Here is a 19,448-nt window from a genome sequence, read left to right as displayed (position 1 = left end):
GATACGAACTGCGTGCTGGAGTGCGCGCAGACAAAGAAACAGCCTAGCACGTCCGAGCCTCGCGGGGCCGACGCCGACTGTGCATGGATGCCGCGCCGGTCATGCCTGTGATGCCACCATGAGATCTCCGCCCCCGAGCGAGGAGGAGACGACGTGTCGACGAACGAGACGGATGCCCCGGGCACTGCCTGGCCACGGCGGGCGGAGGACCTCGCCGACACCACGAGATGCCCGGCCTGCTTCCGCCCGATCCTTCCGACACCGGCCGGCGGCCCGCCGACGGAATGCGCCGGGTGCGGCCTCGCCCTGACCGATCGTCGCCTGGCGTCGGTGCTGACGCTCGGGCAGAACATCCTCGGGCTCGAGCGCGAACGGCGCGCCGTGCTCGACGAGGTGCGCGCGGCGCAGGCAGCGCTCGCGACGGCCCCGCAGGCAGCGTCCGTGACGGCTGCGCACGTCGCAGCCGCTCCAGCCGCCCAGCTCCCCGCCGCGCGCATCTCTGCCGCTCCCCCGGCTCTTCCGACGCTCGCGGTCGACGCGCCCTCGGGGGCGACGAGCCCGGCATCCCCGCGCCCGCGCGTCGCGGCGGACGGCCCGCGGCCCGAGCCCATCGCCCCGCCCCGCACGCCACGTCGGCGCATCACGGTTCCGATGCTGCTGCTCATCGTGGGCGTCTGCCTCGTCGGCATCGCGGCGATCTTCTTCCTGACGGTCGCGTGGTTCGTCGCCACGATGGCCGTGCGGGCCCTGATCGTCGGGGCGGTGACGCTCGCGACGATCGCGACGGCGACGTTCCTGCGCCGCCGCGCGCTGACCTCGACGGCCGAGGGCGTCGCCGTCATCGGGGTGGTTCTGCTGGCTCTCGACGCGTGGGGCGCCCGCGCCAACGGCCTGTTCGGCGCGGATGCCTCCGACCCGGTCCTCTACGCCGGGGCCGCCGCTCTCGCGGTCGGGGCACTGTGCCGCCTGTGGGCCCGCGTGTCGCGCCTACGCGCCCCCGACGTCGCAGCGGTCCTCGGTGTGCCGACGGGCGTCGCCCTGCTCGCCGCGGGCGCGTCCGGGCTGTCACCGGCACCCGCGGCCATCGTCGGACTGGCGGCGGCTGCCGCCGGGGCGCTGACCTTCGCCCTCCCGGCACCGTGGTCGGCCGCGCGGGCGGAGTCGCGCGGAGAGCGGACCGCCCTCGCCTCGATCGGAGTCGCCGCACTGGCGTCCACCCTCGGCGGCTCGTTCCTCGTGGCGTACGACGGCGTCGGCTTCGTGCTCTGGATCGTCCCGGCTCTCGTGATCCTCGCCGCGGCGTGGTGGATCGTGCTCGGCCGCCGCGCGACGACGATCGCGGAAGGGTGGGCGCCTCTGCTCGCGACCGCCGTCGCGTGCATCGGAGTGGCCGGCGCGGCGACGTGGGGGTGGCAGCTCGCGCTGCGCGAACCGTGGCCGTGGCAGATCTCCGTCGCGGGACCGGTGGTCGCCGCGGCCGTCGCCGTCGTCGCCGACCGCGTGCGCCTTCGTCGGGGCCTGCCGGCGCAGGCGGTCGTCGCGGCGGGCGGCATCGCCGGGGTCGGCGCCCTGCTCACCGCCGCGAGCTGGGTCGCCTCGGGCGCCGAGGCCATCGGCCGGCGCTGGGCGCTCTGGCACACCGACGCCGTCGCCGCGCTCGCGCCGGGCGCGCTGCCTGCACTCGTCGGCGGTGCCGCACTCGCCGCCGCACTGTGGTTCGCGCCCTCGCTGCGGCGGGGCGCCCTGCGCACCGCGCGCCCGACGGCGTCTGCGGTCGTGGTGCTCGCTGCGGCGCTCGCGACCGCCGTGCCGGCGATCGTCGTCGGCGTCGGCGTGCTCGTGTGCGCCGCGGCCGTCGGCATCGCCCGCAGTGATCGTCGACCGGCGGCGTGGGCCGCAGCCGCCGTGCTCGGCGGAGCGACGGCGTATGCGGCGGGACTCTCCTCGCCCGCACTGTGGACCCTCGCCGCCGTGGCCGCGATCCTCACCCCGATCGCCGTGGCGGTCGCCTCCCGAGCCACGCCCCGCGAGGGCGCGCAACTGAGCATCGCCGCGGTGCTGATCGCCGCGATGAGCGCGCTCGTCGCGCCCTCGGCGATCGCCGCCGTGATCGAGGATGCCTCGGGATCCGTCCACGCCGGCGGCGCTCTCGTGCAGTGGGTCGCCCTCGCGGCGCTCACGCTCGCTCTCGTCGGCGCACGACGCGGCGCCCGACACGGGAACGACGGCGAGAACGACGGCAGGGGCCGTGCTCTCGTGCCCCGCGCGCTGGCGGCATCCGGGCTCGTGCTCACCGCGGCATCCGTTCTGCCGGTGCTGATCGGGGCCGCCGCCGCGCCAGGGTCCGTGCCGCGGGCGGGCGCCGTCGCCGCGGCGATCGGAGAACCCTGGGCGGGCATCGTGCGCGGCGCAGCGCTCATCGCGGTTCTCGGCGCACTCGCCTGGGCCACCTGGCGCCACGGTTCCGGCAGTGCGGAGGGGGCGAGATCGCGCGTCGACGGCATCCGCACCTTCGCGGGCATACTGCTTTCTCCCGCGACGGCCGCTCTGGCGGTGACGGCCGTCGGCATCGTCGGCGGGGCAGAGTTCCTCGCACCGCTCACCGTGGGATCGGCCGCGGCGCTGTGCCTCATCGCCGCGGTCGTGTCGATGCGTCGCCCCACCGTGGATGCCGTCGCATCGGCGCCGTGGAACGTGCGTGTCGGGGTCGACCTCGGCGCGATCGCGACGATCATCCTCGTCGGCGGCACGGCACCGCGCTCCCTCGCCGGCGTGACCGTGCTGCTCGTCGCCGCGACAGCGACCGCGATGAGCGTCACCCGCGGGTGGGCAGCGCCCCGGTCGCACGCCCTGCCGGGGGTGCCCTCATCCGGATCGGCGGGTGCTCCCCTCGGGGCCGCGCCCCGACGTCTGCTCGTCTGGGTCTCGCTCGCCCTCGCCTCGGGTGCGCTCTGGACGATCCTCGCGACCGCGACGCCGACCGTGCCGACGCGTGAGGCCTATGCCCTCCCGCCCGCGATCGCGCTCGCGCTCCTCGCCACCGCCCTCACCTGGCTGCGTCGGCACACCGAGGCGGCGATCGCGGTCGGCCTCGCCGTTCTCGCCGGGGTCGGCGTGCCCGCGTTGACCGTCGTCCACGACCCGACGCGCACCATCGTGACCACCCTCGTCGCCGCAGCGCTGTGCGCCGTTCCGGCGTGGACCGCGGTGCGGCGGGTCCCCGCGGCATCCGTCTCGCTCGCCGTCACCTCTCTCGCGATCGCCACGCCGGGCGCGCTCGTCATGTCGATGTGGGCCGGCAGTGCCCACGCCGCCTGGGCGGCGCTGCCGGCGGCCGCCGCGTTTTCGGCGGGCGCAGCATTCGCCCGCGTGGCACAGACCCGACCCCGCCCCAGCGCCCTGGCCGACCCCGACTCGGCTCCGGTGGCGTCCCCGGTGGTCGCCGGCACGGTCGGCGCGTCGAGACGAGTCGCGCAGCCGGGTGCTCCGGCGCGCGTCGCGCAGCATGCCTTCGCCGTGGGTGCTCCCGCGATCGCGACCGTCCTCGGCGGGACCACCGTCGCCCTCCGCGTCTTCCTGCACACGGACGGCCTGATCGCAGCGGTCGCTCTCGTCACGCTGCTCGGCCTGTCGGTCGCCGCCGCAGCCGTGAACATCGCTCCCCTCGGCGCGGCGACGCGATGGGCCTCGGCCGGTGCGGCTGCGCTCGTCGCGGGTGCGATCCTTCCCGCCGTCGACCCCGTCGAGCTGGTGTCGGCGCCCGTGGGAATCGCCGTGCTTGCCGGTGCCGCACTCGCCATGCGACGCCTCGCGAGGTCGACGGATGCCGCGGCGCCCTGGCCCGAGGCGGAGAGGGCGCCCTGGCTCGCGGGCATCGCCGTCGCGGTCGTGCCCAGTGTGCTCGCTCCGGCGCACGCAGGCCGGGCATGGCTCGGCGTCGCCGCCGTGCTGCTGGCCGCCGTCGGCCTCGCCGTCGTGGCAGGTGTCCGCGCAATGCGGCTCGCCGCCGCGTCGATCGCGATCCTCGCCTCGGCAGCGGTCGCGATGGGGCTGCGCGCGGCGATCGAGCTCACGACGGGGGCGGGGCTCGCGATCGCCCTCGTCGCCGGCGGCGGCGTGACCGCCCTCGCGGCGGTCCTCGTGTGGCGACGCTTCGCTCCACCGCTGCCGGCCCTCGCCGCCGCGGCCGGAACCGGACTGGCAGCGGTGACGGTCGCGCTGCGCGGTGACGGGTCGGCGCTGCAGAGCGGACTCATCGCCGTCTGCGCGACCGCCGCCGCATGCGCCGTGGCCGCACAACTCGCGCGCCCGCGGTGGTGGGCCGTCGCCGGCGTCGTCACGCTGGGATCGACGCTGACGGCCGTCGCCGCCATCGGCTTGCGATTCGTCGTGTGCGTCGCGTCGGGTGCGGGGCTCGAACCGGATGCCTGGGTGCTCGCCGGGGCGGTCGCCGTGGGCCTCGTGGGGCTGGTCGCCCTCCGCGCGTCCCGGAACGACGCCCTGGCGGCATCCGTCGACGACCCTCGACCCGGCGGCGCCCCCTTGCGAGCGGCGTCGACCACGACCCGCGTCGTGGCGGGGGTCTTCGCGGCGAGCGCCGTCACCGCGGCCGTTGCGCAGTCCGTGCTGCTCATGACCGGGCTGTCCGACGACGGCCCGGTGCGCGCAGGTATCGCCGTCGCCCTGCTCAGCGCAGCCGCCGTGAGTGCCACCCTCGCACGGCCTCGCCTCGGACCCGCCCCGGCCCTCGCCGGTGTCATCGCCGTCGTGATCGTGGCCGCGACCGCCCTGCTCGTCGGGGCGGCGCGACCGGTCGAGGTCGTGACGGCGGCGCCGGCGGTGGGCCTCATCGTGCTCGGCGTCCGCCGCCTGCGCATGGAGCCGAGCGCCCGCTCGTGGCCGTCGCTCGGGCCGGGTCTCGCGCTGCTCACGGCGCCGTCCCTGCTCCACGACGTCGGCCCGAACGCCCTGTGGCGGATCGTCGCGCTCGGACTCGTCGCCCTCGCGCTCGTCGTGATCGGCGCGACCCGCCGCCTGCAGGCGCCTCTCGTCATCGGCACCGTCGTGCTGCTCGTGCACGGTGTGGCACAGCTGTGGCCGTGGATCGCCCTCAGCTACACCGCGGTGCCGTGGTGGCTGTGGGTGGGCGCCGGCGGCATCCTGCTGATCGTGATCGCCGCACGCTACGAGCGGCAGCTCATCGCGCTCAAGAAGGCGTATGCGGGGGTGGCCTCGCTCCGCTGAACCTCGGTCCGGGCCGGCGCAGGCCGGGCCGGACCCGGCGTCAGGCCGCCGGCCCGGCGCCGCGCCCCCACCGGAAGGGCGACACGGTCGGGTCGCCGGCGATCCAGAAGCGCCACGGGAAGGCATCCGTGCCCGCGACCCCCGCGACGCCCACGCGCGGGCCCCGGGCGATATCGCGCCGCGCGTGTTCCGGCAGCCACAGCCGGGCGACGGCACCCGCGCGAGGCTCGCCCGTGACGGCGTCGATCCCGTCGTGGAGCGCGTGGCGCAGGCCGACGGCCTCGCCGAGGCGCCCCGGGCCGCGGGCGAGATCGCGCGCGGTCCGGGCGGCGGGACGCCGTGCCGTCGCGACGTCGATCCCCTCGATCACCTCGCCGGCGCGCAGCAGCACTCCACCGGCCTCGCCGTCCGCGCCGCAGACGACGTTGACGCACGAATGGATGCCGTGGCTCAGATAGACGTAGAGGTGCCCCGGCTCACCCCACATCGTCGCGTTGCGGGCGGTCCGTCCCATCCGGGCGTGCGATCCGGGGTCGGGCACCGGGCCCGTCCCCGCGCCGTGGTACGCCTCGACCTCGGTGATCCGCACCGCGACAGTGGCGGTGTCGGCGTCGGCACCCGCCGCATCGACGGCAGCGACGGCGGGGCCTGCCGCGAGGGTCGTCACCTCGAGCACGCCGCCGAGCAGGCGGGGCGCGACCTCCAGCGGCAGGGCGTCGAGCGCCGACCGCGAGGCGGGCACGAGTCCCTGCCGCCAGCCGAGCGAGGTGCCGGTGCCCGCGAGGGCACGCCCGCCGGGGCCAGAGCCGGCGGGCGCCGCCCCCGACGCTGCCGCCCCGTCGTCGTGTTCGGGCCGCGCGCCGCGGGGCGTCATATCCGTGGCGGGGTCTGGCACCACGAGATGTCGAAGCCGGTGAGGGCGACGACCTCGTGGCCGTCGGTGAGCGAGACGACGTGGGTCTCGAGGGTCTGCGGCAACGGCAGCACGTGGCCGTCGTACGGGTTCGCGACGGCATTGGGCGCCACGAGGAACGCGGCGTAACGACCGCTCGGCGACACGCACGTCTCGAGCAGGGTATCGGCGGGCGCAACCGAGAACACGGCGCGTGCGTTTCCCTGGGTATCGACGAAGTTGACCGTGGTCGAGCGCACGGTGAAGCCGTCGAGCACGGCGAGCACGCGCAGCGTCGACCCGTCGGCGAGCGGGATGACCTTGTTCACCTGTCCGAGCCCCGCCGTCGTCGGCGGCAGCGGGGTCTCTTTCGCGGTGGCGAGGTCGATCGCGACCGGCCCCGAGACGCGGTCGACGACGACGGTCGTCGACCCGCGCGCGATCCCCGTGATCGCGACGGCGTTGCCGAGGGCGACGGGCGGCCCGCCCGAGGGGGACACCAGGGTCAGCGCACCGTCGAAGGTGAGCGTCAGCAGGCTGTCGGTGCCGGGCACGAAGCGCCAGTCGTCGACGCGCGACTCGGCACCGCTGCGGGTGATCGCCGTCGGCTCGTCGTCGCGCTGCGCGTCGGCGAGCGACGCCGTGTACAGCACACTCGCCCGCGCCCCCGCGGCCCCCACGGCGGCGTCGGTGAACGTGTACCCGATGAGGTTGCCGCGGTCGGCGTTCTGCAGGTTCGACACCGTGCCCGTGCCCGGCAGCTTCAGCTCGCGCACGTTCCCGCCGTCGAGGTCGGTCACGGTCAGGTGCGAATGGCCCTTGTCGTCGACCGTCGAGACGACGATGTGGCTCGACGTCGCCCGGAAGTCCTCGATCTGCGGGTCGCTGAAGACGGGCTGGGCGGCATCGCCTTTCAGGTCCGTGCGGAACACGGTGTCGCCCGTCTTCGACCGCTGCAGGAGGAAGGACTGCAACGGCGGTGTCGTGAAGCTCTCGTCGATCGTCGTCGCCGCACCGCCGCCGAGCCCGGTGACCCCCGAGATCGTGACGGTGTAGTCGGTGTCGTCCCACAGCGGCAGCGCGAAACGCACGCCGACGCTCCGGCCCGACGTGTCGACCGTGAACGCGGTCGCCGGCGTCACGGTGACCTGCTCCGGTCGCACCGCGGTGAGCGACTGCGTCGTGGTGAAGATGACGCGCGAACCGGCGGCGTTCACCGCGGCATCCGGATCGATGCTGACGCGCGTCACGCGCGGCCCCTGCACCGTCGTCACGGCGGCACCGGCGAGACCGAGCACGCCGAGCACCGCGAGCACGATCGCGAACACGCCCAGATAGGCGCGCGAGCGGCGGCGACGCGTGCGTGCGCGCCGCGAGCCGACCTCAGTACTCATAAGGGTCCTTCGGCTCGTCGATCCGGTCGATCGACGTCAGATGCACCGCGAGGTGACCGCCGTCGTCGCGGATCGTGCCGGTGATCGTGACCCACTGGCCCGTGCTCACCGCGTCGGAGGTCGCGATGGCCACACTCGCCGGCTGCGCGTCGATGACGCAGTGGGTGATGACGAGGCGCGTGAGGGCGAACCCGTCCGAGCCGGGGGTCGCGAACCCTGTCAGGGTGACCTGACTGCCGTCGAACGTCTCGGGGTTCGTCGCCGTCGCGAACACGCTCGCCCACTCGCCGACGCCGAACTTGGCGGTGTCGCCGGTCGCGGCCAGCGCGACGGTGTCGGCCCCCTGGAACAGGGGGGCAGAGCCGGTGTTCCGCTGCATCGCAAGCTCGGCCGACAGGGTCGCCGGCGGCGTCAGCACCACGAGCGCGACGAAGCCCGTCGCGAGGATGCCACCGGTCACCGTCGCGGCACCGCCCCAGAACCGTCCGGGTCCGTGAGCGGGCGCTGCGTGGTCGTGATCATGGGGGCGTTCGGCGTGGCCGTGGCCGTGGTCGTGCGCTTCGTGGCCGTGGTCGGCGCGCCCGTGCCCGTGGTCGGTTTGGTCGTGCGCGTCGCCGTGGTCGTGCCCGTGGTCGGCTTCGGCACCGCGCGGCAGGGCGAAGCTCACGGCGCACCCGACGAGCGCGACGAGGGCCATCGACACGGCGAACCACGTCGACTCGGGGTTGATGTAGAGCCCGAGTCGCCCGGTGAGCCAGAGGGCGATCGTCAACGCCGACAGGCCCGCCGCGAGCCCCACCCCGAGAAGGCGCGAGTTGATGTGCGCCCGCAGGCCGGTGGCGTGCTCGTGCGGCTCGACCCGCTCGGCCTGCTCGACCTCGAGGCGCTGCGCCTGCAGACGCGCGGCCGCCAGACGACGCTCAGACAAAGAGGTTCACCACCGATCCGACGGCGACGGCGAACAGCACGATCGTGATGACGAGGCCGACGAGGACTCTCGAGCGGAAGGTCGTGCGCAGCAGCGCCAGCATCTTCACGTCGACGAGGGGACCGACCAGCAGGAACGCGACGATCGATCCGGGCGTGAAGGTGGACGCGAACGACAGCGCGAAGAACGAGTCGACGTTCGAGCAGATCGACACGATCATCGCGAGCGTGATCATCGCGACGATCGACAGCGCCGGGTTCGACCCGATCGCCAGCAGCGCGTCGCGCGGCACGAGCACCTGGACGGCGCCGGCGACCGCCGATCCGATCACGAGCGCCGGCATCACGGCGCGCAACTCGACGACGAACTGCGCGAGGCTGCGACGACCGCGGTCGCGGCCCCCCGCGGCATCCGAGTCCTGCGCGAACGCGCACGACGCGGCGAACCGCTCGGTGAGCAGACCGTCGGGGTCGGGATGCCGGCTGTACAGCCATCCGATGAGGTTCGCGACGGCGAAGCCGCCCAGCAGGCGCGCGATGAGGATGCCGTCGTCGAACCCGAACGCCTGATGCGTCGTGATGATGACGATGGGGTTCACGATCGGCGCCGCGATGAGGAAGGTCAGGGTCTCGGGAACCGTGAAGCCGCGCATCATGAGGCCTCGCGCGAACGGCACATTCCCGCATTCGCACACCGGCACGAGCATGCCGAGAAGAGACAGCACCATCCGACGAGACCAGGCGCGACGCGGCATCCACCGCTCGATCGCGCCCGGCGGCACCCACACCTGCACGACGATCGACAGCAGCACACCGAGCACGACGAACGGCATCGATTCGATGAGGACGCTGATCGAGAGCGTCAGTCCGTCTTGCAGCCGTGTCGGCAGGGCGGGGCCCGGCGAGACCAGGGTGAGGACGATGAGCGCGACGACGACCACGATCCCGATGCCGAGGGCGAGCGACTGCCGCAGGGCGCGACCCACCCGGGGGTCGCGCTGCAGTCGCGCGGTGCGCGGGGTCAGCGCCCGGTCAGTCACCGTTCTCCGGGGTGACGTGCTCGGTCGTCGCCGGCGCGGCTCCGTCGGCCGGGGTGACGGGTTCGGCCGAGGCGGCCGTGTCGGCGGCGAGCGCGCACGCGCCGCACAGACCGAAGATGTCGACGACGTGCTCGGCCTGGGTGAAGCCGTGGGCGGCAGCCGTCCGCTGCGCCCACGCCTCGACCTCGTGTGCCTCGATCTCGACGGCGCGGCCGCACGACCGGCAGATCAGATGGTGGTGGTGCCCGGTCGTCGAGCACGCGCGGTAGATCGCCTCGCCGTCGGGGCTCTGCAGCTGGTCGGCTTCACCGCTCGCGGCGAGCGTCGCCAGCGCGCGATAGACCGTCGCCAGGCCGATGCCCGTGTTGTCGCTCCGGAGTGCGGCGTGCAGATCCTGCGCACTGACGAAGCCGGGGGCGTCGCCGAGCGCCGCGCGCACGCGATCGCGCTGCCAGGTGTTGCGCTGGGCCATGCCCGGAATCCTACCCGTGGGGTTTCGGAGCTGGCTGGGAGATCTCGCGGCCCCGCGCTGCACCCCCGGCATCCGCCCCCTCGCCCGCACCTTACCGGCGTCTCGGCGCCACTTCTGCTCGGTGTGGGGTCCCGTCGCGCCGCCTCACGACCCGCGACGCGACCACACGCGACCCCGAACCCGCACACGCACGAGCCACAGCGACCACACGCGACCCCAACCCAACGAGGCGGATGCCAGGCAAGAACGCCCCACCCTCACCACCCGACTCGGCCCGCGCCCGCGCCCACGGCCACGGCCACGGCCACGGCCACGGCATCCCTCCGCACAGTTCGGGGCCTCGTCGTGCCGCCCCACGACCCGCGACCCGACCACACACGACCCCGAACGCGCAAAAACACGCGCCCCAGCGACCACACGCGACCCCGACCCCACGGGGCGGATGCCAGGGCAGCACCCCGCGAGCGGCCCGAGAGCACCCCCGCGCCCCTGCCCGCACCACCAGCCGCGCGGGCTACGCCTCGACGGTGCCGCGCCGCTTCACTCCGTCGATCACCCGACACACCAGGTAGATGAGGAACGAGAGCGTCGTGATGTACGGGCTGACCGGCAAGGTGCCCGCGATGGCGAGAAGGATGCCGCCGACGGCCGCGGTGACTCCGAAGCCGGCAGCCAGCAGCGGCACGGCGAGCGGGCCGGTCGAGACGCGCATCGCCGCGGCGGCGGGTGTGACGAGCAGCGAGAGCACGAGCAGGGCGCCGATGATGTGCACCGCGACGGCCACGACGATGCCGAGCAGCAGCATGAAGGCGAACGAGACGGCGGTCGTGGGCACCCCGCGCGCCGCCGCGGACTGCGGGTCGAGCGAGTCGAAGGTGAGCGGGCGCCAGATGAGCAGCAGTGCCACCAGTACGAGCGCACTCAGCACGATGAGGATCGTCAGCTGGTCGCTCTGCACCGAGACGATCTGGCCGGTCAGCAGGCTGAACCGGTTGGCGCTTCTGCCGTTGTAGAGCGAGATGCAGAGGATGCCGAGGCCGAGGCCGAACGGCATGAGCACCCCGATGATCGAGTTGCGGTCGCGGGCGCGCGCGCCGAGCCATCCGATGAGGCCCGCAGCGATGAGCGATCCGATGATCGACCCCGTGACGACGTCGATGCCGAACAGCAGCGCGGCGGCGGCTCCCGCGAAGGAGAGCTCGCTGATGCCGTGCACGGCGAAGGCCATGTCGCGCTGCATCACGAACACACCGATGAGCCCGCCGACGATGCCGAGCACCGCTCCCGCCCAGACGGAGTTCTGCACGAGCTCGAGGATCTCGCCGTAGCGGGATGCCCCGCCGAAGAGCGCCTGCCCGATCTGGTCCCAGTTCACGCGGCCTCCCCTGCCTGGGCGCCCGCCGCGGCGACCGGTGCGTCCTCGTGGTCGCCGTGGTGGTGGTGCCCGGCATCCGAATCGGGAACGCCGACGACGACCAGCCGCCCGCCGACCCGGGCGACGTGGACCGGGGTGTCGTACAGGGCGGTGAGGGTCTCGGAGGTGAGCACGTCGTCGGGTCGCCCCAGCGTGAAGCGCCCGCGGGCGAGGTAGAGGATGCGGTCGACCTGGTCGAGCACGGGGTTGATGTCGTGCGTGACGAGCAGAACGCCGGCGCCGCTGTCGCGGCGGTACCGGTCGATGAGGTCGATGACGTCGCGCTGGTTGGCGAGGTCGAGGCTCGTCAGCGGCTCGTCGCACAGCAGCAGACCGGGATCGTCGGCGAGCGCCTGTCCGACGCGCAGTCGCTGCTGCTCTCCGCCGGAGAGCAGGCCCACGGGCCGGTCGGCGAACGCGGCCGCGCCGACGGCCTCGATGAGGCTCTGCACGCGCTCGCGGTCGCCGCGGCGCACCAGGGGAAAGCCGAAGCGGTGGCCGTCGACGCCCAGGCGCACCAGGTCGCGCCCGCGCATCGAGGTGTGCCGCGGCAGCGGGCGCTGCTGGGGGATGTAGCCGATGCGGCGGTTCCCCGCCCGGTGCACCCGCTCGCCGAGCGCCTCGATCGATCCCCCGCTGAGCCGTTCGAGGCCCAGGATGGCTCGCAGGAGCGTGGTCTTGCCCGCCCCGCTCGGCCCGAGGACAGCGACGAGCTCGCCGGGCTGCAGCTCGAGGTCGAGGCCGCGCCACAGCTCGTGGCCGCCACGCGAGAGCGCGGCGGCCACGATGCGAAGAGGTACGGGGGAACTCACGAACCGAGCGCGGTCTTGATCTGGGTAGCCATGTCGGTCATCCACGATACGTAGGTGTCGCCGTCCGGGAGAAGTTCTGATGCCTTGATGACCGGAATCTTCGTCTCTGCGGCCTTCGACTCGACCTGCGTGGTCTCGGCACCGCCGGCCTGCGCGTTGACGAACACCAGCTTCACCGAGCCGGAGCCGATGAGATTCAGCGCCTCGAGCAGAGTGGCGGGCGGAACGTCCTGCCCCTCTTCGACGGCCTCGCTGAACTCCGACGGGGTGACGTTCTTGAGCCCCGCGGCCTCGGCGAGGTACAGCGGCACGGGCTCGGTGACGAAGATCTCGGCCCCGGTGTGCGCCTTGGCGATGCCGTCGAGGATCGGCGTCACTGTGGCGTCGATGTCGGCGCGCAGGGCCTTCGCGTTGGCGGTGAAGGTGTCGGCGTCGGCCGGGTCGATGGCGCCGAGCTTCGCGGCGATGTCGTCGGCGACCGCAGCGATCGTCTGCGGGTCGTAGAAGACGTGCTCGTTGAAGCCCTCGACCGCCTCCGACGGGTCGCTGCCCTTCCACTCGGGCGAGAAGGTGACCGCGCTGATGAGCGGGGCGTCGGACTTCGCGGCATCCTTCAGCGAGGCCATGAAGGGGTCGTAGCCGCCGCCGTTCTGGATGAGCAGCTGCGCGCCCTGGATGTCGAGCTGGTCGGTCGCCGTGGCCTCGAACTCGTGCGGGTCCTTGCTCTCGTCGGCGATCAGCGAGGTCACCTTCACGTGGTCGCCGCCGACGGTCTGCGCGATGTCGCCGTAGACGTTGGTCGACGCGACGACCGCGATCGTGCCGCCGGACGTGCCCGAAGCGGACGGGGCGGTGCCACCGCTGCTGGAGCAGCCGGTGAGGGCGAGGGCAGTGGCCACGGAGAGCGCGGCGACGAGGAGGAGGGGACGCTTCATGCCCTCCACGTTAGGCGTGCTGATAATCGTTATCAAATTCAGCGGTTAAGAGGTTGCTGAGCATTCGCGTGGCTCCGCCCCCTCGGCGCCGAGCGGATCGTCGCTTCGCGACATGCGCACGACGACGGATGCTCCCGAAACGCCGACAGCAGGCTGAGCGCGAGGCGGATGCCGCGTGGCGGCGCTCCGTCGGTTCAGCCTGCTGTCGAAATGGGGCGATTACTCGTTGTCACCGCCGGTCGCCGCGGTGGCGCTGACGGCGCCGGCATCGGCGAGACCACGCGCGTCGGGCCAGGTCCAGTCGCGGATCTCGACCGGGTCCTCGCCTGTGGCGCGGGCGTATCGGCGCGCCGCCATGCGCTGATCCTCGAGCTTCTGACTGAGCAGAGCCGCCCTCGACGCCAGTCCGGGCACGCGCTCGATCACCTTCCGCACGAGGAAGAAACGGTCCATCTTGTTGAGCATCGCCATGTCGAACGGAGTCGTCGTGGTGCCCTCTTCGATGTAGCCGCGGACGTGCAGGTTCGCGTGACCGTTGCGACGGTAGGTGAGCCGGTGGATGAGCCACGGGTAGCCGTGGTAGGCGAAGATGATCGGCTTGTCCGTCGTGAACAGCTGGTCGAACTCGCGGTCGCTCATGCCGTGCGGGTGCTCCTCCTCGGGCTGCAGGCGCATGAGGTCGACGACGTTGACCATCCGCACCTTCAGGTCGGGCAGCTCCTGGCGCAGGATGTCGATCGCCGCCAGCACCTCGAGGGTCGGCACGTCGCCGCAGGCGGCGAGCACGACATCCGGCTCCTCACCCGCGGGGACGTTCGACGCGAACTCCCAGATGCCGGCTCCTCGGGTGCAGTGGTCGATCGCCTCGTCCATCGTCAGCCACGAGGCCTGCGGCTGCTTGCCGGCGACGACGACGTTGACGTAGTCGCGCGAGCGCAGGCAGTGGTCGTAGACGCTCAGCAGGGTGTTCGCGTCCGGCGGCAGGTAGACCCGGACGACCTCGGCCTTCTTGTTGACGACGTGGTCGATGAATCCCGGGTCCTGGTGCGAGAAGCCGTTGTGGTCCTGCCGCCAGACGTGGCTGGAGAGCAGGTAGTTCAGGCTTCCGATCGGCCGACGCCAGGGCAGCTCGCGCGAGACCTTGAGCCACTTCGCGTGCTGGTTGAACATCGAGTCGACGATGTGGATGAAGGCCTCGTACGACGTGAACAGGCCGTGACGCCCCGTCAGCAGGTACCCCTCGAGCCAGCCCTGGCACTGGTGCTCCGACAGCATCTCGACGACCTGTCCCCGCTTGCCGAGGTGCTCGTCATCGCTGTCGAGGCCGTTGTTCCAGCTCTTGTCGGTGACATCGAGCACGGCCTGGATGCGGTTGGATGCCAGTTCGTCGGGCGCGAACACACGGAAGTTGTCGAGGTTCGCCGCCATGACCGCCTCGAGCCATCCGCCGAGCACGCGCGTCGCCTCGGCGATCGTCGCGCCGGGCGTCGGCACGTCGACGCCGTACTCCCGGAAGTCGGGCAGCACGAGGTCGCGCAGCAGCAGACCGCCGTTGGCGTGCGGCGTGGCGCTCATGCGCAGGTCGCCGGGAGGGGTCAGCGCCGTCACCTCGGGGCGCGGGGCGCCGGCCTCGTCGAACAGCTCCTCGGGGCGGTAGGACTGCAGCCATCCCTCGAGCACCTTCAGGTGCGCGTCGGTGTCACGCGCCGAGGCGAGCGGCACCTGGTGCGCACGCCAGGAGTTCTCGGTGCGCTTGCCGTCGATCTCGGGCGGGCACGTCCAGCCCTTCGGGGTGCGCATGACGATCATCGGCCACGCGGGGCGGTCCATGTCGGGGTTCGTCGCGGCCTCGGCCTTGATCCGGGCGATCTCGTCGAGGGCCTCGTCGAGCATCGTCGCGAAGCGGCGGTGGATCGAGAGGTGGTCCTCGTCGTCGAAACCCGCGGTGAAGACGTAGGGCTTGTGACCGTACCCGGTCATGAGGGCGACGAGCTCTTCTTCGGGGATGCGAGCGAGCACCGTCGGGTTGGCGATCTTGTAGCCGTTCAGGTGCAGGATCGGCAGGACGACGCCGTCGGTCGCGGGGTCGATGAACTTGTTCGAGTGCCAGCTTGTGGCGAGGGGGCCGGTCTCGGCCTCGCCGTCGCCGACGACGGCGGCGACCAGCAGGTCGGGGTTGTCGAACGCGGCGCCGTACGCGTGCGAGAGCGCGTAGCCGAGCTCACCGCCCTCGTGGATCGACCCGGGGGTCTCGGGGGCGACGTGCGAGGGGATGCCACCCGGGAACGAGAACTGGGTGAACAGCCGCTTCAGCCCGGCCTCGTCGTTCGAGATGCTGTTGTACGTCGACGTATACGTGCCGTCGAGGAAGGATGCCGCGACGAGTCCCGGCCCGCCGTGTCCCGGACCGATGATGTACATCGTCGGCTGCAGCCGGCGCGCGATGGCGCGGTTGAGGTGCGCGTAGATGAACGTCAGCCCGGGGGTGGTGCCCCAGTGCCCGACGAGGCGCGGCTTGACGTGGTCTCGGGTCAGGGTCTCCCGCAGCAGCGGGTTGTCCTTCAGGTAGATCTGGCCCACGCTCATGTAGTTCGCGGTGCGCCACCACAGGTCGATCGTGGCGACGTCGGCGTCGGAGACGGGGCCGTCGGCGGGCACCCACGGCGTCGCGGGCGTCTCACCTCGGGCATTGAGAGAGTTGTTAGCGGTCACACGTACACTGTGACATCTCACCCACAGCGCTGACCAGCCCCGCCACCGGAACTAATCGCGAAGCTCAGTCGAGCAGCAGCGCGGGCTCTTCGAGGATGGATGCCACATCGGCGATGAACCGGCTCATGCCGTCGCCGTCGATGACGCGATGGTCGAACGAGCCCGACACGGTCGTCACGAATCGCGGGCGCACCTCGCCGTCCACGACCCACGGCTTCTGCCGGATCGTGCCCATCGCGACGATCCCGGACTCGCCCGGGTTGATGATCGGGGTGCCGGCATCCATCCCGAACACGCCGATGTTCGTGATCGTGATCGTGCCGCCCTGCTGATCGGCGGGCGTCGTACGGCCTTCGCGCGCCGTGAGCGTGAGTTTCTCGAGCGCCTGCGCGAGGCCGCGCATGCTGAGGTCCTGCGCATCTTTGATGTTCGGGACGAGCAGTCCGCGCGGAGTGGCCGCGGCGATGCCGAGGTTGACGTAGTTGCGCACGTGGATCTCGGCCGAGCCGTCTTCGTTGTCGACCCACGCGGCGCCGACGAGCGGCGTGCGGCGGCACGCCCAGATGACCGCGCGCGCCATGATCAGCAGCGGCGACACCTTGATGTCGGCGAAATCGGGCGACGCCTTGAGGCGCTTGACGAGCTCCATCGTGCGTGTGGCATCCACGTCGGTCCACACCGACACGTGCGGCGCGGTGTACGCCGAGCGGACCATGCCGGAGGCCGTGGCCTTGCGCACGCCCTTGACGGGGATCGTCTCTTCGCGGTCGTCGACCTCGCGCACGCGGGTGGTCGCCGCCGGCGTCGGCGTCGCGGCGGGCGCCGGAGCCACCGGGATCATGTGCTCGCGCACAGCGGGGGCGGCGGGAGTCGCGATGTTGCGGAAGACGCTCGCCTGCTCGGCGTGCGCCACGACGTCGTCGCGGGTCACCTCGCCGGCCGGTCCGCTCGGGACCACCTGCGCCAAATCGACGCCCAGGTCGCGGGCGAGCTTGCGCACCGGCGGCTTCGCGACGACGCCGACGGATGCCCGCACCGCCTCGCTGCGCTCGGCCGGACGCTTGCGCCGCGACGAGACGGCGCCGCCCGTACCGTAGCCGACGAGTACGGCTCCTTCGCCGTCGTCTTCGGCCGGCGCCGCCGGCTCGCCGTGGGCCGACAGGCCCGACGTGGCATCCGGCTGCTGAGCGGCACCCTCGATCGTGATGATGGCGGCGCCGACGGTCACCGTCTCGCCCTCGGCCGAGAGCAGTTCGTCGACCGTTCCCGAGAAGGGCGAGGGCAGCTCGACGAGCGACTTCGCGGTCTCGATCTCGACGAGGACGTCGTTCACCGCGACGGCGTCGCCGGGGGCGACCCGCCACTGGACGATCTCGGCTTCGGTGAGACCTTCGCCGACATCGGGTAGGTGGAACGTCTGCGTGCTCATGAGGTTCTCCGTCAGTAGGCGAGGGCGCGGTCCACGGCCTCGAGGATGCGGTCGACGTCGGGCAGGTACGCGCCCTCGAGTTTCGCCGGGGGGAAGGGCACATCGAAGCCCGACACCCGGAGGACGGGCGATTCGAGGGCGAAGAAGGCCCGCTCCATGACGGTTGCGGCGACCTCCGACCCCACCGACACGTTGCCCGGGGCCTCCTGCGCGTAGACCATGCGACCGGTACGCCGCACCGAATCGAGGATCGGCCCGTAGTCGATCGGCGACAGGGAGCGCAGGTCGACGACCTCGCAGCTCGTTCCCTCGCTTTCGGCGAGCGCGGCGGCCTGCAGCAGGGTCGTCACCATCGCGCCGTGCCCGACGAGGGTGACGTCGGTCCCGCGGCGGATGACGCGCGACGCATGCAGCGGCAGCGCGCGCTCGGCGGTGTCGACCTCGCCCTTGAGCCAGTATTTGGCCTTGGGCTCGAGGAAGATCACGGGGTCGGGCGAGGCGATGGCGTCCTGGATCATCCAGTACGCGTCGTTCGGGGTCGAGGGCGAGACCACCCGCAGCCCCGGCGTGTGCGCGAAGTAGGCCTCGGGGCTCTCCTGGTGGTGCTCGACGGCGCCGATGTGGCCGCCGTACGGAATGCGGATGACGACGGGGAAGGATGCCGCACCCTCGAGCCGGTTGGTGAGCTTCGCCAGCTGCGTCGTGATCTGGTCGAACGCGGGGAAGACGAACCCGTCGAACTGGATCTCGACGACCGAGCGGAACCCCGCCATGGCGAGGCCGATCGCGGTTCCGACGATGCCGGACTCGGCGAGCGGGGTGTCGAGCACCCGGCGGTCGCCGAACTCGGCCTGCAGTCCCTCGGTGACACGGAAGACGCCGCCGAGCTTGCCGATGTCCTCGCCCATGAGCAGGACGTGGTCGTCGGCGGCGAGCGCGGCGCGCAGGCCCGCGTTCAGCGCCTTCGCGAACGGCATCGTGGTGATCGACCCGGTCATGCGGCGCCTCCCTCGAACGACGCCTCGTAGTCGGCGAGCCAGCGCCCCTGCTCCGCGACGAGCGGATGCGGGTCGGAGTAGACGTGCGCGAACATCGTGGATGCCTCGAGCCCACCGAGCTCGTTCGTGCGGACGCGCACGTCGTCGGCATAGGCGGCGGCCGCGGCATCCGTCTCGTCGAAGAACGCCGCCGAGGCGCCGCGACCCTCCAGGTACGCCCGCATGCGCAGGATTGGATCGCGCCGCGCCCACGACTGCTCCTCGTCGGAGGTGCGGTATTTCGTCGGGTCGTCGCTCGTGGTGTGCGCGCCCATGCGGTAGGTCAGCGCTTCGATCGCCCGCGGGCCGTCGCCGGCGCGGGCCTCGTCGAGTGCGAGCTTGGACACCGCGAAGCTCGCCAGCACGTCGTTGCCGTCGACCAGGGTCGAGGGCATGCCGTAGCCGGCGGCGCGGTGGTGGAGAGGGGCGCGCGACTGCGTCGCGACGGGAACCGAGATCGCCCAGTGGTTGTTCTGCAGGAAGAACACCTGCGGCGTGCGATACGTGTTCGCGAAGACCATCGCCTCGTGCACGTCGCCCTGGCTCGAGGCGCCGTCACCGTAATAGACGATGACGGCGGCGTCGCGCTCGGGGTCGCCCGTGCCGCAACGCCCGTCGAAGACCATGCCCATGCCGTAGCCGGTCGCGTGGAGGGTCTGCGAGCCGAGCACGAGCGTGTAGATGTGCACGTTCCCGTTCTTCGGATCGGTCGGATCCCACCCGCCGTGCGTGAGTCCGCGCATCACGCGGATGATGTCGATCGGGTCGACGCCGCGCGTCGTGGCGACGACGTGCTCGCGGTACGAGGGGAAAAGGTGGTCCTGGGGGCGCGCGGCGCGGACGGAGCCGACCTGGGCGGCCTCCTGCCCGAAGGACGGCGGCCAGAGGGCGAGCTGCCCCTGCCGCTGCAGGTTCGTGGCCTGCCGGTCGAACGCCCGCACGACGACCATGTCGCGGTAGAGCGTCTCGAGGTCGGAATCGGTGAGCGCGTCGATGAGCGGGAGGTAGCGCTCCGCTTCGGGCGTCGGAGCGAACGTCCCGTCGGAGGCCAGAACGCGCACGAGTGCCGGATCGTCGGGCGTGGTCATCCCTCCACGGTAGCCGCGGGAGCATGCGCGGGTCTGCATGCGCGCTACAACG

General features: G+C 72.5%; 13 protein-coding genes. 1 reads left to right on the top strand and 12 read right to left on the bottom strand.

Features of this window, described 5'->3' with window-relative positions; translation table 11 throughout:
• Window positions 1-153 precede the first annotated feature (153 nt).
• A complete protein-coding gene (locus JOE64_RS01130; protein ID WP_204962529.1) occupies window positions 154-5,244 on the top strand; it encodes an SCO7613 C-terminal domain-containing membrane protein in 5,091 nt (1,696 codons plus the stop codon).
• Window positions 5,245-5,284: 40 nt separating this feature from the next.
• On the opposite strand, the gene JOE64_RS01125 is transcribed toward JOE64_RS01130, so the two are convergent.
• The 12 genes from JOE64_RS01125 to JOE64_RS01070 form a co-directional block, all read right to left on the bottom strand.
• Entirely contained in the window at window positions 5,285-5,986 is a 702-nt protein-coding gene (locus tag JOE64_RS01125; RefSeq protein WP_372432895.1) for a DNA-3-methyladenine glycosylase, read from the bottom strand.
• A gap of 128 nt (window positions 5,987-6,114) precedes the next feature.
• Window positions 6,115-7,530, bottom strand: a complete 1,416-nt coding sequence (locus JOE64_RS01120) for a hypothetical protein (protein WP_204962528.1) — start codon at window positions 7,528-7,530, stop codon at window positions 6,115-6,117.
• On the bottom strand, window positions 7,520-8,458 hold the full coding sequence (locus JOE64_RS01115; RefSeq protein ID WP_307821434.1) for a TIGR03943 family putative permease subunit: 939 nt from the start codon (window positions 8,456-8,458) through the stop codon (window positions 7,520-7,522). The genes JOE64_RS01120 and JOE64_RS01115 overlap by 11 nt, the downstream gene beginning before the upstream one ends.
• Window positions 8,451-9,407, bottom strand: coding sequence for a permease (locus JOE64_RS01110; RefSeq protein WP_271202427.1), 957 nt, complete (start codon window positions 9,405-9,407; stop codon window positions 8,451-8,453). The genes JOE64_RS01115 and JOE64_RS01110 overlap by 8 nt, the downstream gene beginning before the upstream one ends.
• An 82-nt stretch (window positions 9,408-9,489) precedes the next feature.
• Window positions 9,490-9,969 carry a Fur family transcriptional regulator gene (locus JOE64_RS01105; protein WP_204962527.1) on the bottom strand — a complete coding sequence of 160 codons (480 nt, stop codon included), beginning with the start codon at window positions 9,967-9,969 and terminating at the stop codon, window positions 9,490-9,492.
• A 514-nt stretch (window positions 9,970-10,483) separates the two neighbouring features.
• Window positions 10,484-11,344, bottom strand: a complete 861-nt coding sequence (locus JOE64_RS01100) for a metal ABC transporter permease (protein ID WP_204962526.1) — start codon at window positions 11,342-11,344, stop codon at window positions 10,484-10,486.
• A complete protein-coding gene (locus JOE64_RS01095; RefSeq protein ID WP_204962525.1) occupies window positions 11,341-12,195 on the bottom strand; it encodes a metal ABC transporter ATP-binding protein in 855 nt (284 codons plus the stop codon). The genes JOE64_RS01100 and JOE64_RS01095 overlap by 4 nt, the downstream gene beginning before the upstream one ends.
• On the bottom strand, window positions 12,192-13,130 hold the full coding sequence (locus JOE64_RS01090) for a metal ABC transporter solute-binding protein, Zn/Mn family (protein WP_204962524.1): 939 nt from the start codon (window positions 13,128-13,130) through the stop codon (window positions 12,192-12,194). The genes JOE64_RS01095 and JOE64_RS01090 overlap by 4 nt, the downstream gene beginning before the upstream one ends.
• A gap of 219 nt (window positions 13,131-13,349) precedes the next feature.
• A complete protein-coding gene (locus JOE64_RS01085) occupies window positions 13,350-15,842 on the bottom strand; it encodes a phosphoketolase family protein (RefSeq protein WP_372432877.1) in 2,493 nt (830 codons plus the stop codon).
• 64 nt (window positions 15,843-15,906) lie between these two features.
• Window positions 15,907-17,271, bottom strand: coding sequence for a dihydrolipoamide acetyltransferase family protein (locus JOE64_RS01080; protein ID WP_204962523.1), 1,365 nt, complete (start codon window positions 17,269-17,271; stop codon window positions 15,907-15,909).
• Window positions 17,272-17,282: 11 nt separating this feature from the next.
• Window positions 17,283-18,269 (bottom strand): alpha-ketoacid dehydrogenase subunit beta, encoded by a 987-nt coding sequence (locus JOE64_RS01075; RefSeq protein WP_204962522.1) that lies wholly within the window; start codon window positions 18,267-18,269, stop codon window positions 17,283-17,285.
• A complete protein-coding gene (locus JOE64_RS01070) occupies window positions 18,266-19,396 on the bottom strand; it encodes a thiamine pyrophosphate-dependent enzyme (protein ID WP_204962521.1) in 1,131 nt (376 codons plus the stop codon). Before JOE64_RS01070 ends, JOE64_RS01075 begins: the two co-directional genes overlap by 4 nt.
• Window positions 19,397-19,448 lie beyond the last annotated feature (52 nt).

The organism is Microbacterium dextranolyticum (assembly GCF_016907295.1).
GTDB lineage: Bacteria > Actinomycetota > Actinomycetes > Actinomycetales > Microbacteriaceae > Microbacterium > Microbacterium dextranolyticum.
The sequence above is the reverse complement of the archived record's forward strand: the minus strand, read 5'-3'. Positions and strand labels throughout refer to the sequence as shown.

What these genes read in the sequence shown, in the direction of transcription:
- JOE64_RS01070 (WP_204962521.1), bottom strand. Translation starts at nt 19,396, where the DNA reads ATGACCACGCCCGACGATCCGGCACTCGTGCGCGTTCTGGCCTCCGAC.
- JOE64_RS01090 (WP_204962524.1), bottom strand. Translation starts at nt 13,130, where the DNA reads ATGAAGCGTCCCCTCCTCCTCGTCGCCGCGCTCTCCGTGGCCACTGCC.
- JOE64_RS01075 (WP_204962522.1), bottom strand. Translation starts at nt 18,269, where the DNA reads ATGACCGGGTCGATCACCACGATGCCGTTCGCGAAGGCGCTGAACGCG.
- JOE64_RS01120 (WP_204962528.1), bottom strand. Translation starts at nt 7,530, where the DNA reads ATGAGTACTGAGGTCGGCTCGCGGCGCGCACGCACGCGTCGCCGCCGC.
- JOE64_RS01080 (WP_204962523.1), bottom strand. Translation starts at nt 17,271, where the DNA reads ATGAGCACGCAGACGTTCCACCTACCCGATGTCGGCGAAGGTCTCACC.
- JOE64_RS01105 (WP_204962527.1), bottom strand. Translation starts at nt 9,969, where the DNA reads ATGGCCCAGCGCAACACCTGGCAGCGCGATCGCGTGCGCGCGGCGCTC.